Genomic DNA, 20777 nt, shown 5'->3' on the forward strand with positions numbered 1-20777 from the left:
GCACGGCGTCGGCCGCGGTAGGAACCCCGCGCGGCGTCGGCCGCGGTAGGAACCCCGCGCGGCGTCGGCCGCGGTAGGAACCCAAGCCTGCGCCCGGGGTTCACAGCGGCAAGCCAGGGGAGACGAGACATGACCGAGAAAGCGGAGTTTCCAGTGTCCAAGGTGCGCCGCTATCTTGAACCGGGGCCCATCGTGCTGCTGTCCAGCGCCCATCGGGGGCAACGGGACATCATGGCGCTGGGCTGGCACACGATGATGGAGTTCACGCCGGCGCTGGTGGGCTGCGTCATCGCCGCCGAAAACCACAGCTTCGAACTGGTGCGGGGCAGCGGCGAATGCGTGCTGAACCTGCCCACCGCCGCCATGATCGACACCGTGGTAGGCATCAGCAACACCAGCGGGGCCGAGGTCGACAAGTTCGAGCATTTCGGCCTGACAGCGGGCCAGGGGGTGGATGTGGATGCCCCGCTGATTCGCGACTGTCCCGTCAACCTGGAGTGCCGGCTGGCCGACGCCAGCCTGCTGGACCGCTACAACTTCTTCATTTTCCAGGTGATGAGGGCCCACGCGGTACCGCAGCCGGAACACCATGAGACCCTGCACTACACCGGCGACGGCGTCTTCAGGGTGGCAGGCCAGATCGTCAGCCGGCGGGAGCAGTTCCGGCCCGAACTCCTGGATTGACCGCCAGCGGGCCGATAGCTGCCGTCGCAAAGTCGCTCTACAGCCGTGGCGCGTCCGGCATTAGGGTCGCCATCCCAAGGATGATGACCCGGCACGTTTCATGTCGCCCCGCCTGTACCTGACCTTCCCCTTGCTGGCCGTGCTGATCTGGACCGGCAACAACCTGGTGACCAAGGCGTCGGCCGGGGCCATCCCGCCCAGCGTCATCGCCTTCGACCGCTGGTTCCTGGCCTTCGTCCTGCTGACGCCCTTCTGCCTGCGCGGCGCCTGGGCGCGGCGGGCCGTCATCCGCCGGCACCTGCCGCAAATCGCCCTTCTGGGCCTGCTGGGCATGGCCCTGTACCAGGGGCTGGCCTATTACGCCGCGGCCAGCACCAGCGCCACCAACATCGGCATCTTCGTGGCCCTGGTGCCACTGCTGACGCTGGGCCTCAGCAGCGTCTGGCTGCGGCAGCGGCACGGGCCCCTGGCCCTGGCGGGCGGGGTCGTGTCGCTGGCCGGCATCCTGTTCGTGCTGGGCCAGGGGGACTACGGCCGCCTGCTGTCCCACGGCGTGGGCAGGGGCGACGCCTTCATGCTGGGCGCCTGCGTCGCCTATGCCGGCTACGGCGTCTGTCTGAAGCGCTGGCCCCTGCCGCTGCCGGTGTGGACGGCGCTGTACGTCCAGGTGGCGGCGGCGCTGGTCTTCCTGCTGCCTGGCTACCTGCTGTCGCCGCCGGCCCCGGCCACGCCGGGTAACGTGGCGCTGATCCTGTACGCCGGCATCCCGGCCTCCATCCTGGCGCCGGTGTTCTGGATGCAGGGGGTGAAGCACCTGGGGCCGGGCCGCACCGCCATCTTCATGAACCTGCTGCCCATCACCACCGCCGTGCTGGCGGCCCTGCTGTTGGGGGAGGTGCTGCGCCCCTATCATCTGGTGGGCGGCGGCCTGGTGGTGCTGGGCATCCTGCTGGCGCAGCGCCCGGCCCGGCCGCGACCGGCCACCGCCCCATCCTGACCGGTTTCAGCCGCCGGTGTAGAGGCGGATGAGGGCGGAGACGTTCTCGGCGCCATGGCCGGCCTCTCGCGCCCGCTCCAAAACCGCCAGGGTCGCGTCCGCCACCGGCGTGTCGGCCTTCAGCGCATCCGCCGCCTGCGTGCCGTAGCGGAAGTCCTTGGCCATCAGGTCCACCGGGAAGCGCACGGCGAAGTCGCCCGCCTGCATCATGCGGGCGTAGCCGGCGGCGGCCGGGCTGGCCACCGGCAGGGTGGTCAGGATATCCAGGGCGGCGGCCCCGTCGAAGCCGGCCCTGGCCAGGAAGCCCATCATCTCCGCCCAGGCGGCCAGCTGGATGCCCAGCAGGCCGTTCACCGCCAGCTTCATCGCCGCCCCCCGGCCCACCGGGCCGACGTGGCGGACGACTGCCGCCAGGGGCGCCAGCGCCGGCTGCGCCCGGTCGAAGGCGTCACGGTCGCCCCCGGCCAGGATGATCAGCTTTCCCTCCTGCGCCTGGGGCAGGCTGCCCACCACCGGCGCCTCCAAGAAGCCCGCCCCGGTGGCGGTCACCGCCGCCGCCAGCTGGGTGGCCCAGGCGGGGGAGACGGTGCCGCACTCGATGGCGATGGCCCCCGTGTCCAGACCCGCCAGGGCGCCCGTCCCCTCATCCAGCCACACGGCCCGGGACGCCGTGTCGTCGGCCACCATGGTGACGACAAGGTCCGCCCCGGCCGCAGCCGCGCGCGGGCTGGGGGCGACGGCGGCGCCCAGGGCGGCCAGGTCCGCCGTGGCGGCGGGGGAGCGGTTCCACACCGTGACGGTGTGTCCCGCCCTGACCAGGTTGGCGGCCATGCGGGTGCCCATGGCGCCCAGGCCCAGGAATGCGACCTTGCTCATGCTGTCATGCTCCTTCAGGAGAACGCTTTTCCAACCGTGATGCCGGGTCACCAGGGAACGGTGGCGCCCTGGTAATCCAGGTACCGCAGGCCGGGCTTGCCGGCCTGGGCCGTCACCACGTCGACAACGCGGGGAATGCTTTCCGACACATCCAGGCTGGCGGCCGGCCCGCCCATGTCGGTGCGCACCCAGCCGGGGGCGATGACCAGCAGGGTGCGGCCGTGCGCCGGCTGCCGAGCGGCGTAGGACCGCATGAGGGTGTTCAGCGCCGCCTTGCTGGCGCGGTAGACCTCCCACCCGCCGCTGACGTTGTTGGCCACGCTGCCCAGGCCGGACGACATGACGGCGATGGTGCCCTTGGGCGTCACCAGTTGGCCCAGCACCTCGACACAGCGCATGGGGGCCAGGGCGTTGGTCACCTGGACGCGGACGAACTCCTCGGTCGACACCTCGCCGATGGTTTCCTGCGGGTTGTTGGTGACGCCGGCGTTAACGAACAGCACGTCGACGCGGCTGCCCTCCAGGCGCCGGCGCAGGGCCGCGATCTGGTCGGCATGGACGATGTCGACCGTCTCCACCGTAAGGCGGCCCTGGGCCTCACCGGCCAGCTCATGCAGGGGTCCGGGCTCGGCGCCAGGGCGGACGGTGGCGATGACCTGCCAGCCACGGCTCAGATACTCCTGGGCCAAGGCCAGGCCCAGCCCGCGGGAGGCGCCGACGATGAACGCCGTGGGGGAAGTGGACATTTCGGGGAACCCTTTCTGCTGGGGGCGCCGGCCGCCCCGGCGCGCCGGGATCGAGCCATGAAGGGAAAGGAGACGCCTGATATGGGGCGGCCCCCATAAAAGTCAGGGGGCCGCCGTCCAAGATGCCGCAACCTGGGTCACGCGGGCGATTGCCGATCCGTCATCAGCCGGCTGACCGGGCGGCATTGTCGCTTGACCTTATTTTACCCGGGTATTATATCATCGCCCAGATATCACCCGGGTGAAATAGGATCGCATCATGCAGGGCCAGGACCGGAAGGCCGCCATCGCCGACTACAAGAAGCGGGAGGATGAGCCCGGCATCTACGCGCTGCGCTGTGCCGCCCTGCCGGACACCGTGTGGGTGGGGCCCACGCCGACCCTGGACACCATCCGGAACCGGCTGTGGTTCAGCCTGCGCCACGGCGGCCACACGCACCGGGGCCTGCAGGCGGCCTGGACCGCCCACGGCGCCGACGCCTTCACCTTCGAGGTGCTGGAACGGCTGGAGCCGGAGGAGAGCCCCTACCTGGCCCGCGCCCAACTGAAGGATCGCGCCGCCCACTGGCGGGCGGCGCTGAAGGCGGAGAGTATCTGATCGTATGGCGTCTGATCGTGGCCGATCATACGCCCCCCTCAGTCGCCGGGCGCGGCCATCCGGCCGCCTGGCTTCCTCACCCCGGCCGCTTCGGGATGTCCAGCCCGCGCTGCACCGCCGGCCGCGCCAGGCCGCGTTCCAGCCAGGCGGGAACGTTCTTGAGGCTGGCGTAGTCCACCAGCTCGCCGGCACCGTAGAAGCCCACCAGGTTGCGCACCCAGCCCAGACAGGCGATGTCGGCGATGGTGTAGTCCTCACCCATGATCCAGGGGCGGTCGGCCAGGCGGCCCTCCAGCACACCCAGCAGGCGCTTGGATTCATCGGCGTAACGCTTCAGGGGGCGCTTATCCTCATAATCCTTGCCGGCGAATTTGTGGAAGAAGCCCACCTGGCCGAACATGGGACCGATGGCGGCCATCTGGAAGAACACCCATTGCAGGGTCTCATAGCGGGCGGTAGCACCGGCGGGCAGGAACTTGCCCGTCTTTTCCGCCAGATAGACCAGGATGGCGCCGGACTCGAACAGGGCGATGGGCGTGCCCTCCGGCCCGTTGGGGTCGATGATGGCCGGGATCTTGCCATTGGGGTTCAGCGACAGGAATTCCGGCGTCCAGCTCTCGTTCTGCATGATGTTGACGAGATGCGGCTCATAGGGCAGCCCGGTCTCCTCCAGCATGATGGAGACCTTCACCCCATTGGGTGTGGGCAGCCCATAGAGCTGGATGCGGTCAGGGTGCTGGGCCGGCCAGCGGCGGGTGATGGGGAAGGCGGACAGGTCGGTCATCGGGGCGGCTCATCGTTCGGCACGGGAGACCGGCATTGAACCGCCAATCCGCCCCCGCTTCAACGATGCGGGTCACAACGCAAAAGAAAAGGGCAGCCCTGCCTGACCGCCCCGTTCTAAAATTCCCTCAGTCGCCGGGCGCCAGCATCCGCTGGCTCGGCTTCCTCAATTTCCGGTCCGCCTTCGGCTCCCCAGAAATCTCCGGCGGCCCCAGTCGGGGCCGACAGCGGCATGAGTCGAGCCTCATGCCGCTGCGCATCACGCGATGCGAGCTTTACCTGGCCTGCACCACCTCCACCACCTTGGCGTCGGGCTCGCTCCAGCCCTTGGCGCCGGCGTGGCTCAGGCTGTGGCCGGCCTCGCTCCAGCTCAGCTCGGTGACACTGCCGCCACCCTGCTCATAGGCGTAGGTGAAGCCGTCGTCCTGGAACAGGGTGAAGCGGCCGTCGGCGCCCGGATAGACCTTCACCTTGGCGATGGTCTGCTTCTGGTGCGTGTTCTCGATGGGGGAGCCCAAGGGCAGGATGGACCCCGCCTTGACGAACACCGGGATGCGGTCGATGGGGGCCGCCACCGTCACCGTCTGGCCGCCGGTGTAGCGCTTGTCCGTCCAGAAGTCGTACCAGTCGCTGCCAGCCGGCAGGTAGACCTGCTTGGTCGTCGCCCCCTGCTCCGTCACCGGGGCCACCAGCAAGGCGGGGCCGAACATGTACTCGTCGCGCATGTCGGTCACGGCCGGATCGTTGGGGAAGTCCAACGGCAGGGCCCGCAGGAAGGGCGCGCCGGTCTTATAGGTCTTGTAACCCAGGGAGTAGATGTACGGGATCAGCTGATAGCGCAGCTTCACGTACTTTTCCAAGATGGCCTGGGCGTCGGGCCCATAGGACCAGATCTCGTTGGCCGGGCGGCTGCCGTGGGTGCGCAGCACCGGCAGGAAGGTCGCGTACTGGAACCAGCGGGTGTACAGCTCGGGATAATCGTCATAGCCGCCGACCACGCCGCGCGCCGGCGTCGGGTCCAGCAGCGGCGCCTTGGCGGGCTTGTGCTCCTCCGGCAGGTACTGCCAGCCGCCGGTGTCGTTGCTCCAGTAGGTGATGCCGCTGGCGGCGAAGTCCAGGCCCGTGGGCACCTGGCGCTTGAACGCGTCCCAGGTGGGGGTGATGTCGGACGACCAGACGATGGCGCCGTTGCGCTGCACGCCCAGATAGGCGTCGCGCGACAGGATGACGGTGCGCTTGTCCTTGAAGTCGCGACGGAAGCCGTCATACAGCGCGCTGGTGTGGAACAGCGGGTAGACGTTGAAGTACTTCGTGCCCGGTCCGATGTGGTAGTAGCTGCCGTTGGGCGGCAGGTCCGGCTCCGTCTCATCCGACCACAGGCTGTCGAAGCCCTGGGACAGGATGTTGTCGCGGATGGTGTTCCAGTACCATTTGGCGGCATCGGGGTTGGTGGTGTCGATGTCCGACCCCGCCTTGTCATAGGGCAGGCCGTTGGTGGGCGTGCCGTCCGCCTGGCTCAGGAACCAGCCGTTCTTCTTCAGCAGGTCATAGTAGCGGCCGTCGGAGGTGAAGCGCGGCCACACGCTGATCATGGTCTCGAAGCCCATGTCGTGCAGCTGCTTGTTCATGGCCTTGGGGTTGGGCCACAGCTCCGGCACGAAATCGAACTGGCCCATGATGGTGTAGTAGAACCAGTCCACCACCAGCACGTCGGCCGGGATATGGCGCTCGCGATAGCCCTTGGCCACGTCCAGCACCTCTTGCTGCGAGCGGTAGCGCTGCTTGGACTGGATGTAGCCGTAGGCCGATTTGGGCAGCATGGGGGTGGCGCCGGTCAGCTGGCGGTAGCCGGCGTAGATCTCATCCGGCGTCTTGCCGGAGATAACGAAGAAGGAGACGCGGTCGCCGACCTCCGACGTCCAGCGGGTGACCTCGTTGAAGCCGGGCTCGATCGTCGTCTTCGACGGGTTGTCCCACAGCAGGCCATAGCCGTAGTTGGTGATCATGAAGGGCACGCAGGTGCTCTGCCCGCCCGAGGCGTTGTAGTCGTTCCAGCAGCGCACGACCTGGCCGCGGTGGTCCAGGAAGCCTTCCTGGTTCTGGCCCAGGCCGTAGTAATGCTCATCCGCCGGCGAGGCGAAGACGCCGTTCACGGTGTAGAACGGGTCATCCGAGGGACGCCGGTCGTGCAGCAGCTGGCTGTTGCCGTCCTTGAAGTTGGGCACGCCCATGGACCAGCCGGTGAAGTCCAGGATGGTCTTGCCCGCCGCGTCCTTGAACAGGATGTGGGCGCCGTTGGTGGTGCCGCCGAAATAGCGGCTGATGTCCACGGCCGTCTGCTGCGGCGGCACGGCGTGCGGCGGCGGGTGCCAGCCGACGACGGTGGCCGACATCTGGCCGGACTTCAGCACGGTGTCACCGCGCTCATCCTGGCCCTGCGTCCAGCCGGCGGTGTTGGCGCCGGGGATGATGCCGTAGCCGGGGCCGGCCAGGGCGGCATCCTTCTTCAGGCTGAGGGTGACGCGGATGATGTTGGGGCCGTAGGGCTCCAGCACCAGGGTCTGTTCCTGGGTCTTGTTCGACTGGTCCACCACCACGGGCGCGGTCACGCCACCATCGTCCGCTCCGACGGCCGCCAGGGCGGGCGCCGCGACGCTGAGACCCATGGCCAGCGCCAAGGCCCCATATTTCCGCATGGATTTCGGTGTGGCGCCCCGCACGGGCTGCCCCTGACTCTTCATGGTCCGTATTCCCCCTGGAGAATTCTTATAAATCATATGATAGCGGTACCATCCGTCAGGACCGGGCCGGGGTCAACCCGAAAACTCCCGGGCCACCACCCTTGTCCCGCTGTGGCCCATCGTTCCGAAACGGCAACAGTCCGTGCCGTCCAGGGGTCTATCGCGCGGGCCCGCCACCGCTTAGATGTAAGGGTATGACGGGCGCGCCGATGCCGCGCCCGGGTGAGATTTTGCCCCGGAAGGACCGGCCGATGAGCCCGCTGAAGACCCTGAAACGCCTGCACGCGGCCTATCGCGACGACATCGCGGACCTGACGACGCGCCGCCCCCTGCCCGGCCCCGCCCTGCCGCAGCTGAGCCCCTTCCTGTTCCTGAACCACCATGGGCCGCAGGTCTATCCGCCCAACAACGGCGGCCTGCCCTTCGGCCCCCACCCCCACCGGGGGTTCGAAACGGTGACCTTCATCCTGGAGGGGGAGCTGACCCACGCCGACAGCGCCGGCCATGAAAGCGTTATCAGGGCCGGCGGCGTGCAATGGATGACGGCGGGGCGCGGTGTCGTGCATTCCGAGCTGTCGCCGGCGGAGTTCCGCCGCCAGGGCGGGCCGCTGGAAATCCTGCAGCTGTGGGTGAACCTGCCGGCACGGCTGAAGTTCGCGGATCCGGGCTATACCGGCCTGCAGCGTGACGCCATCCCCGCCCTACCCACGCCGGACGGGCGCGGCACCGTCAACCTGATCGCCGGAAGCTGGGGCGGCGCCACCGGCCCCGTCCCCTCGCTGACCGGTGTGTTCATGAGCACGGTGACCCTGGGGGCTGGCGGCAGTGTGCGCTTCGATGGCGCCGCCGGCCGTACCGTCTTCCTCTATGTCGTGCGTGGCGCCATTTCCGTTGGCGGCGGCACGGCCCCCGCCCATCAGCTGGTGGAGCTGAGCCTGGAGGGCGACGCGGTGGAGATCACGGCGCGGGAGGACGCGGTGCTGCTGTTCGGCCATGGCGAGCCCATCGCCGAACCGATGGTGGCCCATGGCCCCTTCGTCATGAACACCCGGGAAGAGATCATCGCCGCCATCCGCGATTACCAGGCGGGTTTGTTCGAGTAATTCAAGCGCCGGGCGCCGCCATCCGGCGGCCCCGGTCGGGGCCGGCGGCGGCGTGGGTCTCATGCCGCCGGTCGGTGGGGGTTGTGGAAAATAGCCTCCACCGACAACCCGAACAGCGCGGCGATGCGATAGGCGAGGTCCAGCGACGGGTCGTGCTTCTCCGTCTCCAGCGCGTTGACCGCCTGGCGGGAGACGCCCAGCCTCTCGCTCAGGTCGTTCTGCGTCCAGCCGCGTTCGGCCCGCAGCACCTTCAGCGTGTTCCGCATCAGCGCGTGCTCCGGATGAAGGGCGAGACGATGCAGAAGGCCACCCAGAAGATGGCGTAGACCATGTAGCCCGGCAGGTGGTCCACCCGCGCGAAGGTTTCCAGGAAGCCCCAGGCGCTGGCGACGATGAAGGCCAGGCAGGCGGCGATGATGAAGCGCCGGGCCAGCAGCGCCCGCATGAACTCATCCACCTGGGCCATGAGCCTTAGCGTCGCCCATAGCTGTACGGCGATACAGCCCACCGGCACCAGGATCGCCGCCCACAGCAACGGCCCGTCCAGCTGCGATTGGCCCCAGCTGATGGCCTTGATGGACAGGACGTAGAGGACCGCGGTGACGACCGAGGTGAGGATGTAGCGCCGCGAGGCCGGCGGGAAGAGAACGGCGACAGACATGATGTCATGATCTCCTGACGTTTTGTCAGGTAAACATGACTCCGCTTTTATGTCAGGTCAACCTGACTTTTTGACATTCGGGTCCCCCCGAGCGTCATTTTTTCGAGTCGCGCCCCGGTACATGCGGCACGCAAGCGCAAATCCACGCCTTTCGGATAGGTCGGCGTGCTAAGGAAGCCTTAAGGAAGGCGTCCTAGTATCCCGCATACCAGGCGGGACAAGACTCGGGCTTCCTCTTGGGACGCCCGTGCTAGACTAAATAACCCGCCCGGTTTTGAACCGTGAACCGTTGCCGTACCCAGTATTCACCCCACCCCAGCGTGATCGCTGGCCACAGGAACTCGCCCCGGAATGACCCGCGACGACGAACGCCTGCCCCGTGACCGCCGCCGCGGCGCCCTGCTGCGCGGGGTGCTGGCCGGCGCCCTCCTGGCGCTGGCGGCCGCCACGGTCCTGCCGCAGGCGGCCCGGGCGGGTGAAGGCGGCGGCCAGAAGTCGGAAGATCCGGAGGTGCTGCGCAAGATCAAGATGAACCCCATGCTGCTGCCGGGGAAGGACCGCTTCTCCTACGTCCGGCTGCAGGTAATGTTGGTCGTGCGCATGAGCAAGCATTTGAATGAGGATGTGGACCTGGTCACCAATCTCAAGCCCCGCATCAATGGCGAGCTGACCGAGGCCCTGACCGTCGACCATTTGACCCATAACCGGCTGAACACCGCCGACGTCCAGGCCCTGAAGGGTCGCATCATGGAAGTGGCCAACGAGGCCGTGGGCAAGCCCCTGGTGGACGAGGTCCTGATCGTCAGCCTGCTGGTCGGCTGATTGAATTCGGGACGCCCGAGCCTTGCGCGCCCCGGGGCTGTGCAACCCGCCCAAACCTGCTATAACCCGCCCCGGCGTCTCCGTAGCTCAGCAGGATAGAGCACAGGATTCCTAATCCTGGGGCCGTGGGTTCGAATCCCGCCGGGGACACCAATTCCCCCGCCCTCTCTATCCCGTGGATAAAAAAAGGGGCGGAGACTTTTCCCGCCCCTTCGGCCCTTCAGACGCCGGACCTCACTTCAGATTATCGATCGTCACCCCCGGCAGCGCATCCGCTGGCGTGAAGCCGAAGATGCGGCCGTAGAAGTACAGCTCCGCCTCCTGCGCGCGGATGATGCTGTCGGCCTTGCGGAAGCCGTGCTGTTCGCCCTCGAACTCGATGTAGGCGACGGGCACGCCCTTGGCCTTGAGCGCGTTGACGATGCTGCGGGACTGCGCCGGCGGCACCACGGCATCCTCCGCCCCCTGGAAGGTGATCAGCGGGGCGGAGAAGCCGTCCAGGTGGTGCAGGGGGCTGCGGGCGTCGTAGACGGCCTTGCCCGCCGGATAGGGCGCGACCAGGCTGTCCAGGTAGCGGCTCTCGAACTTGTGGGTGTCCTTGGCCAGGGATTCCATGTCCGACACGCCGTAATAGTTGGCGCCGGCCTTGAACACCTTGGTGAAGGCCAGGGCCGCCAGGGTGGTGTAACCGCCGGCGCTGCCACCCCGGATGGCGGCGCGGTTGGCGTCGGCCAGGCCGGCCTTGTCCAGGTAGGCCACCAGGGCGGTGGCGTCCTGCACGTCGGTGATGCCCCAGGTGCCGCGCAGGCGGTTGCGATAGGCGCGGCCGTAGCCGGTGCTGCCGCCATAGTTCACGTCCACCACGGCGAAGCCGCGGCTGGTCCAGTACTGGACGCTCATGTCCATCGAGGGCTTGGCGGCACTGGTGGGGCCACCGTGCACCTTGACCAGCAGGGGCGGCTTTTCCCCCGCCGGGGCCCGGAAGGCCGGGTTGGTGGGGGCATAGTAGAAGGCGTGGGCCGTCCGCGCCTGGCCATCCGGGCCGGGGGCGGTGGGGAATTCGATGGGCTGGGCGCGCGACACCAGGGCGGGTTCCAGGCTTTCCGGCGCCGGGCGGCGCAGCACCGCGTGGGCGCCGGTGGCCAGGTCGACGGTCACCACCGCCGGGGTGGCGTCGGCGAAGCTGGCGATCATGACCGCCTGGTCGGGGCCCGCCAAGCGCACGCCAGTGATGCCGACGAAGGGCAGGTCCAGCTCGCGCGCCGCCCCGGTCTTGAGGTCGATCACCGCCAGGTGGTCCAGACCCTTGGCGGCGTAGCGCGCCACCGCCTGGCCCTTTCCGGTCAGGGCATAGGTGGTGAGGCCCAGGTTCCACAGGGGGCCGCCGAATTCCGCCGCCTTGGGCGCGACGGCGCGGGCCGTTCCCCCGGCCCGCCAGGCGTAGAGGTTCCACCAGTCGCTGCGGTCGGAGATGAAGTACAGCGTGCCGTCGGCATCCCACTGCGGCTCCAGCACCGACTCGTCATGCCCGCCGGCGACCACCGTCGGGCTGCCCAGCCCCTGGGGCGTGATGTCGGCCACATAGAGCGTGGTGGTGTCCCAGGGCATGTTGGGGTGGGACCAGGCGACCCAGGCCAAGCGCTTGCCATCCGGGCTGGGACGGGGGTAGGCCACGAAGTCGCTGGCGCCGAACAGCACGGTGCCGGCGTCGCCGGGCTGGTCCACCGCCAGGCTGACGATGGCGTTTTTGGCCTCCCCCGGGGCGCTATGGTCCTCGCGCACGCAATAGAGGTGGCCGGGGGCGCCCGCCACGCAGTCGGCGTAGCGGTATCCCTCCGGCGTCAGCGGCTGCGGCGCGCCGCCGGCCTCGGGCACCGTGTACAGGCGCTGGTCGGCGAAGTTGCTGAAGTACAGACGGCCGCCGGCGGCCAGCAGGGCGCCGCCGCCGTATTCATGGACGCGGGTGCGGGCGTTGACCGCCGTCCCCGTCAGCTCACGGATGCCGCCCTTCCCGTCGGGGGTGACGACGGCGAAGCGCCCCTTCTCCGCCGGGCGGCTTTCCAGCCAATAGGGCACGCCGCCGTCCACCATCAGGTCGCCCAGGCGGATTTCACTGCCCGCCAGGCGGGCGGCGGTGATGGGCGAGGCCCAGGTGCCATAAGCGGCGGTCTTTGTCTCGGCGGCGGTCGCGTCCGTCATGCCAGTCACCAATCCCATCAGCAGCGCCGCCACAGCGGCCCGTTTCAGCCCCATGCCCTGTTCCCCATTTGCCTGGTTATCAAAGGGATGCCCCCGCATCAGGGCGCCAGTGTGCCCCAAGCCCAGGCCCCGCGCCAACGCCGATGCGGGGGCCCCATGCGGGCGGGCCGCTTGACGAAGGGCCGCCCAGGGTCGATCTAAGCCCCTGTTTCCATCAATCGCCATCCATCGCATCGCCAGGGAGAGGCCCATGGGCATCGCCGTTCGCCAGCTCGCCCCGCGCAAGGCCCCCATCCGCACCCCGGATGGTTTGGTCGAGGCCGGCCTGGCCGAGCCCGCCGCCCTGCCGGTGCTGGAGCGGGTGGCGGCCAGCTTCGCCGTCTCCGTCACCGACCAAATGGCCGGGCTGATCGACCCCACCGACCCGAACGACCCCGTGGCCCGCCAGTTCATCCCGGCGGGGGAGGAGCTGGAGACCACGCCCGGCGAACTGGCCGACCCCATCGGCGACGGGCCGCACAGCCCGGTGAAGGGCATCGTCCACCGCTACCGCGACCGCGTGCTGCTGAAGGCCGTCAACGTCTGCCCAGTCTATTGCCGCTTCTGCTTCCGGCGCGAAATGGTGGGCCCGGGCAGCGAAACCCTGGACGGGGCGGAGCTGGACGCCGCCCTCGCCTACATCGCCGGCCATGAAGAGGTGTGGGAGGTCATCCTGACCGGGGGCGACCCGCTGATTCTCTCGCCCCGCCGCCTGGCCGAGATCGTCACCCGCCTGGACGCCATCCCCCATGTCGGCATCGTCCGTTTCCACACCCGCGTGCCGGTGGTGGACCCCGAGCGCGTGACGCCGGAACTGGTGGCGGCCTTGAAGGGCAAGCGCATCGCCAGTTGGCTGATGCTGCACGCCAACCATTGGCGTGAACTGAACGACGCGGCGCGCGGCGCCATCGCCCGCCTGGTCGACGCCGGCATCCCCCTGCTGTCACAGACCGTGCTGCTGAAGGGCGTCAACGACGACGCCGAGACCTTGACCCGCACCTTCCGCGCCCTGGTCCAGGCACGGGTGAAGCCGCATTACCTGCACCAAGGGGATTTGGCCAAGGGGACCGGCCATTTCCGCACGACGATCCAGCGCGGCCGCGCCCTGATGCGCGAATTGCGCGGCGATGTCTCCGGCCTGTGCCAGCCCACCTACGTGCTGGACATCCCCGGCGGCCACGGCAAGGTGCCCCTGACCGCCGACTACCTGGCCCCCGACGGCGAAGGCGGCTGGACCGTCACCGACCCGCGCGGCGGCCGGCACGCCTATAGCGAAGAGTAGTTTTAAAACTCCCTCAGCGCGGGGCGCGGCCATCCGGCCGCTAGGCTTGTCCTACCTTTTCAGTCCGCTGATGCTCCCAGAAAAGGTCCGACGGCCGCAGTCACGGCCTACGCCGGGATGATCCAGATCATGCCGGCGGTGGGATCAGCCCCCTTCCGGTGGCAGGGGCCGCGCGCGTTCCGGCAGCACCATCCGCACCGCCGTGCCGAAGCGGCGCACGGCATGGAAGGCGCGGGAGTGGAAGTGGCGGCGCACCAGCACCACGATCACCAGCGTGGTGGAGGCCATGAAGGCCAGGGGATGGACGAACCAGCCCAGCGCCGCGAAGCCGAAGTAATAGGCGCGCACCCCGGCGTTGAAGCTCTGCACCGCCAGGGACAGCAGGGCCGCCGCCGCGTCGGCCGCCTCTTCCACGTCCACGCTGGGCGGATGGTTGGTGGCGTCGGGCATGGCGCCGATCAGGGCGCAGGTATAGTTGTACTGCCGCACCGCCCAGGTGAACTGGAAGAAGGCGTAGACCAGCACGCCCAGCAGCAGGAACAGCTTGGCCTCGATCAGGGCGCCCGACGCTGTGCTGGCGACATGCATCTTGTCCACCAGGGCCGCCAGCCGGTCGGCGTTCACCAGGGCGCTGAGGTCGCCGGCGATCAGCAGCACGGTGGTGGAGGCGAAGAAGGACACGCTCTGGATCAGATGGCCCAGCAGCTGGCCATCCAGCAGGCGGGTGTCGCGCGCCTGCATGTTGCGCATCCACACCTCGCGCACCGTGCGCATGTGCAGGTTGAGGCTGGCCGGCGCGCCCGGCAGGCGGAAGATGACGTTATAGCCGCCCCACAACACGAAGAAGGTGATGAGGGCCAGAAGGTCCAGCGGCGCCAGGTCGAAGGGCATGGGCGGGGCTGCGGTCGCAGGAGGGCGGAAAGCGACGCCATCATGCCCTGAGCCCGCCCGCCAGGCGAGAGGAAGCTTGAGGCCCAGCATCCCCGCGCCATCGACACGCGGCGCCTTCTAAGGATACTACATTTCGCGAAATACAACTTTAATGCCAAGGGCCATGATGCCGTTGAAAATCGATAAGCCTTTGCTGATTGCCCTCGCCGCCGCCGCCACCCTGTTGGGGTGCGCCACTGGTGAGGCCAGCAAGGACATTGTGTTCGGCGCGGACAGCAAGAAGGCGATCGTCGTCTTGGGATGGGAAGGGCTGGACCAATATGGCGGTACGTCGCTGCGGATGCAGTTCCGCGGCACCAGCATGTTGGGTCCCTTCGACGATCGCTACTTCAGTTTAGCCAATGGCAAGGGGCTGGTGGAACGACAGCCGACGGAATACTTCGTAGCCGAAGTGGATCCGGGCTATTACGTCGTCAATTCGGTGGATGTCCGCTGGTCCCAAGAGGTGATCGTCCGGATGTGCAAGGGCACCATCAAGTTCTTCCTGCCGCCCGGCAAGGTCACCTATATCGGCAACTTCGCCTCGACTTTTGGCGGGGCCGCCGTCACGTCGGCCAAACCACACCCCCAAGCGGCTGCGGCCAAGCTGGCCGAATTCCCCCACATCTCACAGCCCATGACCGTGGCGACTGTGAGCAACGTTCCCTACCCAAAGCGTGAGGACTGCAAGCTGTAAGTTGCTCACGCCGGCGGCGCGTCGGCCTGGCGCTCAGGCGCGGCATCGGCGAAGGCCGGCAAGCTGGCGGCCGCGGCGTCGATGGCCACCAGGGTGGGGCAGGCGGACAGGTCGGCGTTGAAGCGGCGGGCGTTGAACATCTGCGGCACCAGGGTCAGGTCGGCCAGGCCGGGCGTGTCGCCGAAGCAGAAGCGGCCGGCATGGGGCTTCACCATCGCCTCCACCGCCGCCAGCCCGGTTTCCATCCAGTGGCGCACCCAGCGGCCGGCGCGTTCCTCATCCACGCCCATCTCACCCTTCAGGTATTTCTGGACCCGCAGGTTGTTGATGGGGTGGATGTCGCAGGCGATGGCCAGAGCCAGGGCGCGGACCTGGGCCCGCGCGATGGGGTCGGCCGGCAGCAGGGCGGGGGTGGGGTAAACCTCGTCAAGGTATTCCACGATGGCCAGCGACTGGGTCAGCAGGTGGTGGCCGTCCGCATCCTCCACCGCCAGGGTGGGCAACTGGCCCTGCGGGTTCAGGGCCAGGTAGTCCGGCTTCAACTGTTCCCCGCCGTCGCGCAGCAGGTGCACCGGCACCTGCTCGGCCGCCAGGCCCTTCAGGTTCAGGGCGATGCGCACGCGGTAGGCGGCCGAGGAACGGAAATAGGTATAGAGGGCGAGCGAGGCCATGGGGCAGGCGGGTCCTTGGGGAGGGACGGCAACGGGAAATGTCAGGGGACGGGCGCCGGAACCGGCTCGGGCGCCACCGGCCGGGGCCTGTATTCCGCCACCGTCTGCTCGATGGCGCCGAAGAGGCTGGCGCCGTCGGCGTCCCGCATTTCGATGCGCACGCTGTCGCCGAAGCGCAGGAAGGGCGTCTTGGGCTGGCCCTGCAGCAGGGTTTCCACCGTGCGCACCTCCGCCAGGCAGGAATAGCCGACACCGCCCTCGGCGATGGGCTTGCCCGGACCGCCATCCGGCCCCCGGTTGGACACGGTGCCGGAGCCGATGATGGTGCCGGCGACCAGCGGCCGGGTACGGGCGGCGTGCGCGATCAGCTGGCCGAAGTCGAAGGTCATGTCGACGCCGGCGTTGGGCCGGCCGAAGGGCTGGCCGTTGATGAAGGACAGAAGGTCCAGGTGCAACTTGCCGTCGCGCCAGGCGCCGCCCAGGGCGTCCGGCGTCGCCGCCACGGGGGAAAAGGCGCTGGACGGCTTGGACTGGAAGAAGCCGAAGCCCTTGCCCAGTTCCGCGGGGATCAGGCCGCGCAAGGACACGTCGTTGACCAGCATGACCAGGCGGATCAGGCCGCGCGCGTCCTCCGCCGACACGCCCATGGGCACGTCGCCGGTAACCACCGCCACCTCCCCCTCCAGGTCGATGCCCCAGGCCTCGTTGGCCATGAGGATGGGGTCGCGGGGGCCGAGGAAGCTGTCGGACCCGCCCTGGTACATCAGCGGGTCGGTCCAGAAGCTGGGCGGCATGTCGGCGCCGCGCGCCTTGCGCACCAATTCCACATGGTTGACGTAGGCCGAGCCGTCCGCCCACTGGTAGGCGCGGGGCAGCGGGGCCATGCAGGCGGCCTCGTCGAACGCCTCGAACGGGGCGATGCCCTCATCCAGTTCGGCCGCGACCTCGGCCAGGCGCGGCGCCACCTGGGCCCAATCGTCCAGGGCCCGCTGCAGCGTGACGGCGATGCCCGGCACGGCGCGGCAGCGCGCCAGGTCGGCCGACACCACCACCAGGATGCCGTCGCGGCCCACCTTGGCCTGCAAGGCGCCGTCCAGCGTCCGGTCCAGCGATTTCAGGGTAGCCAGCTTCATGGGGGCCTTTCCTATCGATCCATTCGCCCTTACGGGGTCGGCAGGAAAAAGGGCGCCCTCAAGGCGGCCGGCCATCCCCGGGGACGGCGGCGCCTTGAGACCACGAAAAACGGGGCTGTTTCCTCCCAACCCGTCTTCCACCCCCCGGGGCGGCGCCCGTTAAGGACAACCCCAATGATGGGATGGACAGCGGTCGGTTTTATCGTTTCAAATGAAACGTTATAAGTACAGTAGGCCGCGCGGGTTTCCCTGTCAAGCCGCCCAGCCACCGCCACCAACCTGTCACAGGGCCAGCACCCCATGTCCCCCGATCTGCAACTGAACCGCTTCCTGCCCTACCGGCTGAACATCCTGTCGAAGAAGGTCAGCCTGGCGCTGGCCACGCGGTACCAGGAACGCTTCGGCCTCAGCATTCCGGAATGGCGGGTGTTCGCCACCCTGGGCCAGGAGCAGCCGCTTTCGTCCAACGACATCGTGGAGCGCACGGCCATGGACAAGGCCAAGGTCAGCCGGGCGGTCAACCGCCTGGTGGCCGCCGGTCTGCTGGACCGCCAGCCCCATCCCCGGGACCAGCGCCTGCTGCGCCTGTCCTTCAGCACGCGCGGCCGCGACCTTTACGCCCAGGTGGCACCGGAAGCCTTGGCCTGGGAGGCGCAGCTGCTGTCCGTGCTGACCGACACCGAGCGCGCGCAGCTGTGGGCGCTGATGGAAAAGCTGGAACAGCGCGTGGCGGAGGAAATCCCGGAGTCGGTGCCCCTGTCGGATAGTCTGGATTAGTTTATTAGTCCTCAGGCGCCGGCAGGCCCATCCGGGCGTTTGGCTGTCCTCAGTTTCCAGTCCACTGCGTTCCCCGGAAACTTCCGGCGGATGCAGTCGCATCCTACAGTGACGTGGGACTGCTCCCACGTCACTGCTTGGCGCGTTAAAGCGACGGTGGGCCACCGTCGCGCTTCATTCAAACGCTGACCGACCCGGCGAAGGGAAGGTCGCGAACGCGCTTGCCGGTCAAGGCGGCGATGGCGTTGGCCACCGCCGGCCCCAAGGGCGGCACGCCCGGTTCGCCCACGCCGGTGGGCGGGTTGGCGCTGGGGACGATGTGCACCTCCACCTTGGGCATCTCATCGATGCGCAAGCAGCGGTAGGTGTCGAAGTTGGACTGGTCGACCACGCCGTCCTTCATGGTGATGGCGCCGAACATGATGGCGCCCAGGCCATAGCCGATGCCGCCCTCCATCTGGGCCTTGACCACGTCCGGCGTGACGGCGATGCCGCAATCGACGGCGCAGACCACGCGTTCGACCTTGATGCGGCCCTTGTCATCCTGCGAGACCTCGGCCACGTGGGCGACGACGGACCGGAAGCTTTCCGCCACCGCCACGCCCCGCGCCCAGCCCTTGGGCAGGGGCTTGCCCCAGTCGGCCTTTTCCACCGCCAGGTTCAGCACCGCCAGGTGCCGCGGGTGCTTTTCCATCAGCTTGCGCCGGAAGGCCACGGGATCCTGCTTGGCCTCCGCCGCCAGCTCGTCCAGGAAGGTTTCCACGGCGAAGGCGGTGTGGGTGGACCCCACCGACCGCCACCACAACACCGGCACGGGCGAGGTGGTGGTGTGCAGATCCACCAGGCGGTTGGGGATAGTGTAGGGGATTTCCGCCGCCCCTTCGACCGACGTCGCGTCGGGCTTGCCCGGCTGGTCGAACGGGCCGCCGGCCATGATGCTCTGCCCGACGATGCGGTGCTGCCAGGCCAGCACGCTGCCGTCGGCGCCCAGCTTGGCCTCCATGCCGTGGACATACAGCGGGCGGTAGCGGCCGCCCCGGATGTCATCCTCCCGCGACCAGATCAGCTTCACCGGTCGCCCGGCCAGCTTGCCGCCCTGCACCTTGGCGTCCGACAGCGCCTTGGCGATGGCCACACCCTCGACGATGTAGTCGGATTCGACGTTGGCGCGGCGGCCGAAGCTGCCGCCGGCGTAGACGGTGTGGATGGTCACCTGCTCCGGCTTCAGGCCGGCCGTCTTGGCGGCGTTCATCTGGTCGATGGTCTGGAACTGGTCGCCCGCCCAGATGTCGCAGCCGTCCTTGCCCAGCTTGACCACGCAGGTCAGCGGCTCCATGGGCGCGTGGGCCAGGTAGGGGAAGGTGAATTCCGCCTTCACGGTCTTGGCGCCCTTCACCGCGTCGACATCGCCCTCCTTGGTCACCAGCTGGCCGGGCTTGGGCAGCAGGGCCTTATAGTCGGCGATGATGGCGTCGGTGCCGCGCTTCTCGGCGTTGGTCTCGTCCCAGGTGACCTTCAGCGCCTCACGCCCCTGGTGCGCCGCCCAGTAGGAGGTGGCCAGCACGGCCACGCCGCGCGGGATCTCCACCACCTCGACCACGCCCTTCACCGCCTTCGCCGCCTTGGCGTCGATGGCCTGGGCCTTGGCGCCGAAACGGGTCGGGCGCTGCACCACCGCCACCAGCATATTGGGCTGGACGACGTCGATGGCGAAGATGGCCTTGCCCGTGGTCTTCTCCGCACTGTCCTTACGCGGCAGCTTGGTGCCCACCAGGGTGAAATTCTTCGGATCCTTCAGCGGCACGTCGGCGGGCACGGGCAGGGTGGCCGCCTTGGCCGCCAGCTCACCGAAACCGGCCTTGTGCGTGCCGGCGGAAACCACACCCTTGGACACGGTGATGTCCGACGCCGGCACGCCCCAGGTCTGGGCGGCGGCCGCCACCAGCAGGGCGCGCGCCGTGGCGCCGGCCTGGCGCAGCTGGGTCCAGGAATTGTAGACGGAGGTGGACCCGCCCGTGCCCTGGATGGGGCCGAAGGCGGTGTTGTTGTACAGCTTGGCGTTGGCGGGGGCGTGTTCCGCCCGCATCTGCGCCCAGTCGGCGTCCATCTCCTCCGCCACGATGGCGGTCAGGCCGGTGAAGACACCCTGGCCCATCTCCAGATGCTTGATCAGCACGGTGACGGTGCCGTCCGGCGCCACCTTGACGAAGGCGTTGGGCTCGAAGGTCTTGGCGGCGGCCGCGGCCGCCTCGGCCCGGCGGCTGGTGCCGGCCCAGGTGAAGCCCACCATCAGGCCCACGCCGGCGCCGCCGGTGACCTGCAGGAAACGGCGGCGCGAGGTGCCCTCGGGGCTTTGGGTCTGGGGGCCTTGGGTCATGTGTCCATCGGGCATGATCAGATCTCCAGCGCCTTGGCCGCCTCGTGGATGGCGGCGCGGATGCGGACATAGGTGGAGCAGCGGCAGAGGTTGCCGCTCATGGCGCTGTCGATGTCCTGGTCGGTGGGTTTGGCGTTATCGGTCAGCAGGGCCACGGCCGACATGATCTGGCCCGACTGGCAGTAGCCGCATTGGACCACGTCCAGCTTGACCCAGGCGTCCTGCACGGCCTTGGCCACCTTGCCCTCGATGCCTTCGATCGTGGTCACCTTGGACCCGGCGATGGAACCGATGGGGGTGGAGCAGGCGCGCACGGGCTGACCGTCGACATGCATGGTGCAGGCGCCGCACTGGGCGGCGCCGCAGCCGAACTTGGACCCCGTCTTGCCCGCGATCTCGCGCACCGCCCAGAGGAGCGGCATGTCGGGATCGGCGTCAACCGACCAGGGCTTTCCGTTGAGGGTGAGTTTGATGGGCGGCATGGAATCTCAATCCCGGGGGTTCGTCGTGCGGGGGCATCCCCATTCCGGATCGCCGCGCCAGGCGGCACCGGGCACGGTCCCGCTCCCTCCGATGCGGGCGGATGGGCGGCAGGACAGGCCTTGCGGAATACGAATGCGGAACGGCGGGCAACCCCATGCCCGCCGGGAAGTCATGGGTG

The 20777-nt window shown here is 68.6% G+C and carries 20 protein-coding genes and 1 tRNA gene; 9 read left to right on the forward strand and 12 right to left on the reverse strand.

The window, feature by feature from the left end; genetic code table 11:
* The first annotated feature begins 129 nt into the window (after positions 1 to 129).
* Together UAJ10_RS10905 and UAJ10_RS10910 are read left to right on the forward strand one after the other, a co-directional pair.
* Positions 130 to 684: a flavin reductase family protein gene (locus UAJ10_RS10905; RefSeq protein ID WP_322915382.1), complete on the forward strand. Its 555-nt coding sequence runs from the start codon at positions 130 to 132 to the stop codon at positions 682 to 684.
* Between the two features lie 100 nt (positions 685 to 784).
* Complete coding sequence (locus UAJ10_RS10910) at positions 785 to 1681, forward strand: DMT family transporter (RefSeq protein ID WP_322915383.1); 897 nt, start codon at positions 785 to 787, stop codon at positions 1679 to 1681.
* Between the two features lie 6 nt (positions 1682 to 1687).
* On the opposite strand, the gene UAJ10_RS10915 is transcribed toward UAJ10_RS10910, so the two are convergent.
* A complete protein-coding gene (locus UAJ10_RS10915) occupies positions 1688 to 2557 on the reverse strand; it encodes an NAD(P)-dependent oxidoreductase (protein WP_322915384.1) in 870 nt (289 codons plus the stop codon).
* A 47-nt stretch (positions 2558 to 2604) separates the two neighbouring features.
* A complete protein-coding gene (locus UAJ10_RS10920) occupies positions 2605 to 3303 on the reverse strand; it encodes an SDR family NAD(P)-dependent oxidoreductase (RefSeq protein ID WP_322915385.1) in 699 nt (232 codons plus the stop codon).
* Positions 3304 to 3562: 259 nt separating this feature from the next.
* Here UAJ10_RS10920 and UAJ10_RS10925 point away from each other — a divergent pair, with 259 nt between their 5' ends.
* A complete protein-coding gene (locus tag UAJ10_RS10925; protein WP_322915386.1) occupies positions 3563 to 3901 on the forward strand; it encodes a GIY-YIG nuclease family protein in 339 nt (112 codons plus the stop codon).
* Positions 3902 to 3977: 76 nt separating this feature from the next.
* On the opposite strand, the gene UAJ10_RS10930 is transcribed toward UAJ10_RS10925, so the two are convergent.
* Positions 3978 to 4685, reverse strand: a complete 708-nt coding sequence (locus tag UAJ10_RS10930) for a glutathione S-transferase N-terminal domain-containing protein (protein ID WP_322915387.1) — start codon at positions 4683 to 4685, stop codon at positions 3978 to 3980.
* 274 nt (positions 4686 to 4959) lie between these two features.
* Positions 4960 to 7425, reverse strand: a complete 2466-nt coding sequence (locus UAJ10_RS10935; RefSeq protein WP_322915388.1) for a glycoside hydrolase family 31 protein — start codon at positions 7423 to 7425, stop codon at positions 4960 to 4962.
* Positions 7426 to 7676: 251 nt separating this feature from the next.
* Between UAJ10_RS10935 and UAJ10_RS10940 the strand changes: the two genes are divergently transcribed.
* Positions 7677 to 8528, forward strand: coding sequence for a pirin family protein (locus UAJ10_RS10940; protein ID WP_322915389.1), 852 nt, complete (start codon positions 7677 to 7679; stop codon positions 8526 to 8528).
* A 59-nt stretch (positions 8529 to 8587) separates the two neighbouring features.
* Here the strand turns inward: UAJ10_RS10940 and UAJ10_RS10945 are convergent, their stop codons facing one another.
* Together UAJ10_RS10945 and UAJ10_RS10950 are read right to left on the reverse strand one after the other, a co-directional pair.
* Entirely contained in the window at positions 8588 to 8794 is a 207-nt protein-coding gene (locus tag UAJ10_RS10945; RefSeq protein WP_322915390.1) for a helix-turn-helix transcriptional regulator, read from the reverse strand.
* Positions 8794 to 9189, reverse strand: a complete 396-nt coding sequence (locus UAJ10_RS10950) for a hypothetical protein (RefSeq protein WP_004272006.1) — start codon at positions 9187 to 9189, stop codon at positions 8794 to 8796. The genes UAJ10_RS10945 and UAJ10_RS10950 overlap by 1 nt, the downstream gene beginning before the upstream one ends.
* Positions 9190 to 9540: 351 nt before the next feature.
* Between UAJ10_RS10950 and UAJ10_RS10955 the strand changes: the two genes are divergently transcribed.
* Together UAJ10_RS10955 and UAJ10_RS10960 are read left to right on the forward strand one after the other, a co-directional pair.
* The gene (locus UAJ10_RS10955) at positions 9541 to 10011 is read left to right on the forward strand and encodes a hypothetical protein (protein ID WP_322915391.1); all 471 of its coding nucleotides are present in this window, start codon (positions 9541 to 9543) and stop codon (positions 10009 to 10011) included.
* Positions 10012 to 10087: 76 nt separating this feature from the next.
* Positions 10088 to 10164 (forward strand) — tRNA-Arg (locus UAJ10_RS10960).
* 81 nt (positions 10165 to 10245) lie between these two features.
* Here the strand turns inward: UAJ10_RS10960 and UAJ10_RS10965 are convergent.
* Positions 10246 to 12264, reverse strand: coding sequence for a S9 family peptidase (locus UAJ10_RS10965; protein WP_322915392.1), 2019 nt, complete (start codon positions 12262 to 12264; stop codon positions 10246 to 10248).
* 196 nt (positions 12265 to 12460) lie between these two features.
* Between UAJ10_RS10965 and UAJ10_RS10970 the strand changes: the two genes are divergently transcribed.
* Positions 12461 to 13531 carry a lysine-2,3-aminomutase-like protein gene (locus tag UAJ10_RS10970; RefSeq protein ID WP_322915393.1) on the forward strand — a complete coding sequence of 357 codons (1071 nt, stop codon included), beginning with the start codon at positions 12461 to 12463 and terminating at the stop codon, positions 13529 to 13531.
* Positions 13532 to 13675: 144 nt separating this feature from the next.
* Here UAJ10_RS10970 and UAJ10_RS10975 read toward each other — a convergent pair whose 3' ends face one another.
* Positions 13676 to 14422, reverse strand: coding sequence for a DUF599 domain-containing protein (locus tag UAJ10_RS10975; protein WP_322915394.1), 747 nt, complete (start codon positions 14420 to 14422; stop codon positions 13676 to 13678).
* 163 nt (positions 14423 to 14585) lie between these two features.
* Between UAJ10_RS10975 and UAJ10_RS10980 the strand changes: the two genes are divergently transcribed.
* Complete coding sequence (locus tag UAJ10_RS10980; RefSeq protein WP_322915395.1) at positions 14586 to 15158, forward strand: hypothetical protein; 573 nt, start codon at positions 14586 to 14588, stop codon at positions 15156 to 15158.
* Positions 15159 to 15163: 5 nt separating this feature from the next.
* Here UAJ10_RS10980 and maiA read toward each other — a convergent pair whose 3' ends face one another.
* Both maiA and UAJ10_RS10990 read right to left on the reverse strand, forming a co-directional pair.
* Positions 15164 to 15829: a maleylacetoacetate isomerase gene (gene maiA / locus UAJ10_RS10985; protein ID WP_322915396.1), complete on the reverse strand. Its 666-nt coding sequence runs from the start codon at positions 15827 to 15829 to the stop codon at positions 15164 to 15166.
* Between the two features lie 41 nt (positions 15830 to 15870).
* The gene (locus UAJ10_RS10990; protein WP_322915397.1) at positions 15871 to 16962 is read right to left on the reverse strand and encodes a fumarylacetoacetate hydrolase family protein; all 1092 of its coding nucleotides are present in this window, start codon (positions 16960 to 16962) and stop codon (positions 15871 to 15873) included.
* 300 nt (positions 16963 to 17262) lie between these two features.
* On the opposite strand from UAJ10_RS10990, the gene UAJ10_RS10995 reads away from it, so the two are divergent.
* Entirely contained in the window at positions 17263 to 17739 is a 477-nt protein-coding gene (locus tag UAJ10_RS10995; RefSeq protein WP_322915398.1) for a MarR family winged helix-turn-helix transcriptional regulator, read from the forward strand.
* 178 nt (positions 17740 to 17917) lie between these two features.
* Here UAJ10_RS10995 and UAJ10_RS11000 read toward each other — a convergent pair whose 3' ends face one another.
* A complete protein-coding gene (locus UAJ10_RS11000; RefSeq protein WP_322915399.1) occupies positions 17918 to 20131 on the reverse strand; it encodes a xanthine dehydrogenase family protein molybdopterin-binding subunit in 2214 nt (737 codons plus the stop codon).
* A 2-nt stretch (positions 20132 to 20133) separates the two neighbouring features.
* Positions 20134 to 20598, reverse strand: coding sequence for a (2Fe-2S)-binding protein (locus tag UAJ10_RS11005; RefSeq protein ID WP_040849287.1), 465 nt, complete (start codon positions 20596 to 20598; stop codon positions 20134 to 20136).
* Between the last annotated feature and the right edge of the window lie 179 nt (positions 20599 to 20777).

Source organism: Nitrospirillum guaranorum, from assembly GCF_034653275.1.
Lineage (GTDB): Bacteria > Pseudomonadota > Alphaproteobacteria > Azospirillales > Azospirillaceae > Nitrospirillum.

Bases quoted from the DNA above. Each gene is read 5' to 3' on its own strand.
- UAJ10_RS10940 (WP_322915389.1), top strand. From the start codon at position 7,677: ATGAGCCCGCTGAAGACCCTGAAACGCCTGCACGCGGCCTATCGCGAC.
- UAJ10_RS11005 (WP_040849287.1), bottom strand. From the start codon at position 20,598: ATGCCGCCCATCAAACTCACCCTCAACGGAAAGCCCTGGTCGGTTGAC.
- maiA (WP_322915396.1), bottom strand. From the start codon at position 15,829: ATGGCCTCGCTCGCCCTCTATACCTATTTCCGTTCCTCGGCCGCCTAC.
- UAJ10_RS10990 (WP_322915397.1), bottom strand. From the start codon at position 16,962: ATGAAGCTGGCTACCCTGAAATCGCTGGACCGGACGCTGGACGGCGCC.
- UAJ10_RS11000 (WP_322915399.1), bottom strand. From the start codon at position 20,131: ATGCCCGATGGACACATGACCCAAGGCCCCCAGACCCAAAGCCCCGAG.
- UAJ10_RS10950 (WP_004272006.1), bottom strand. From the start codon at position 9,189: ATGTCTGTCGCCGTTCTCTTCCCGCCGGCCTCGCGGCGCTACATCCTC.
- UAJ10_RS10955 (WP_322915391.1), top strand. From the start codon at position 9,541: ATGACCCGCGACGACGAACGCCTGCCCCGTGACCGCCGCCGCGGCGCC.
- UAJ10_RS10915 (WP_322915384.1), bottom strand. From the start codon at position 2,557: ATGAGCAAGGTCGCATTCCTGGGCCTGGGCGCCATGGGCACCCGCATG.
- UAJ10_RS10930 (WP_322915387.1), bottom strand. From the start codon at position 4,685: ATGACCGACCTGTCCGCCTTCCCCATCACCCGCCGCTGGCCGGCCCAG.
- UAJ10_RS10975 (WP_322915394.1), bottom strand. From the start codon at position 14,422: ATGCCCTTCGACCTGGCGCCGCTGGACCTTCTGGCCCTCATCACCTTC.
- UAJ10_RS10935 (WP_322915388.1), bottom strand. From the start codon at position 7,425: ATGAAGAGTCAGGGGCAGCCCGTGCGGGGCGCCACACCGAAATCCATG.
- UAJ10_RS10945 (WP_322915390.1), bottom strand. From the start codon at position 8,794: ATGCGGAACACGCTGAAGGTGCTGCGGGCCGAACGCGGCTGGACGCAG.
- UAJ10_RS10925 (WP_322915386.1), top strand. From the start codon at position 3,563: ATGCAGGGCCAGGACCGGAAGGCCGCCATCGCCGACTACAAGAAGCGG.
- UAJ10_RS10970 (WP_322915393.1), top strand. From the start codon at position 12,461: ATGGGCATCGCCGTTCGCCAGCTCGCCCCGCGCAAGGCCCCCATCCGC.
- UAJ10_RS10980 (WP_322915395.1), top strand. From the start codon at position 14,586: ATGATGCCGTTGAAAATCGATAAGCCTTTGCTGATTGCCCTCGCCGCC.
- UAJ10_RS10910 (WP_322915383.1), top strand. From the start codon at position 785: ATGTCGCCCCGCCTGTACCTGACCTTCCCCTTGCTGGCCGTGCTGATC.
- UAJ10_RS10995 (WP_322915398.1), top strand. From the start codon at position 17,263: ATGTCCCCCGATCTGCAACTGAACCGCTTCCTGCCCTACCGGCTGAAC.
- UAJ10_RS10905 (WP_322915382.1), top strand. From the start codon at position 130: ATGACCGAGAAAGCGGAGTTTCCAGTGTCCAAGGTGCGCCGCTATCTT.
- UAJ10_RS10920 (WP_322915385.1), bottom strand. From the start codon at position 3,303: ATGTCCACTTCCCCCACGGCGTTCATCGTCGGCGCCTCCCGCGGGCTG.
- UAJ10_RS10965 (WP_322915392.1), bottom strand. From the start codon at position 12,264: ATGGGGCTGAAACGGGCCGCTGTGGCGGCGCTGCTGATGGGATTGGTG.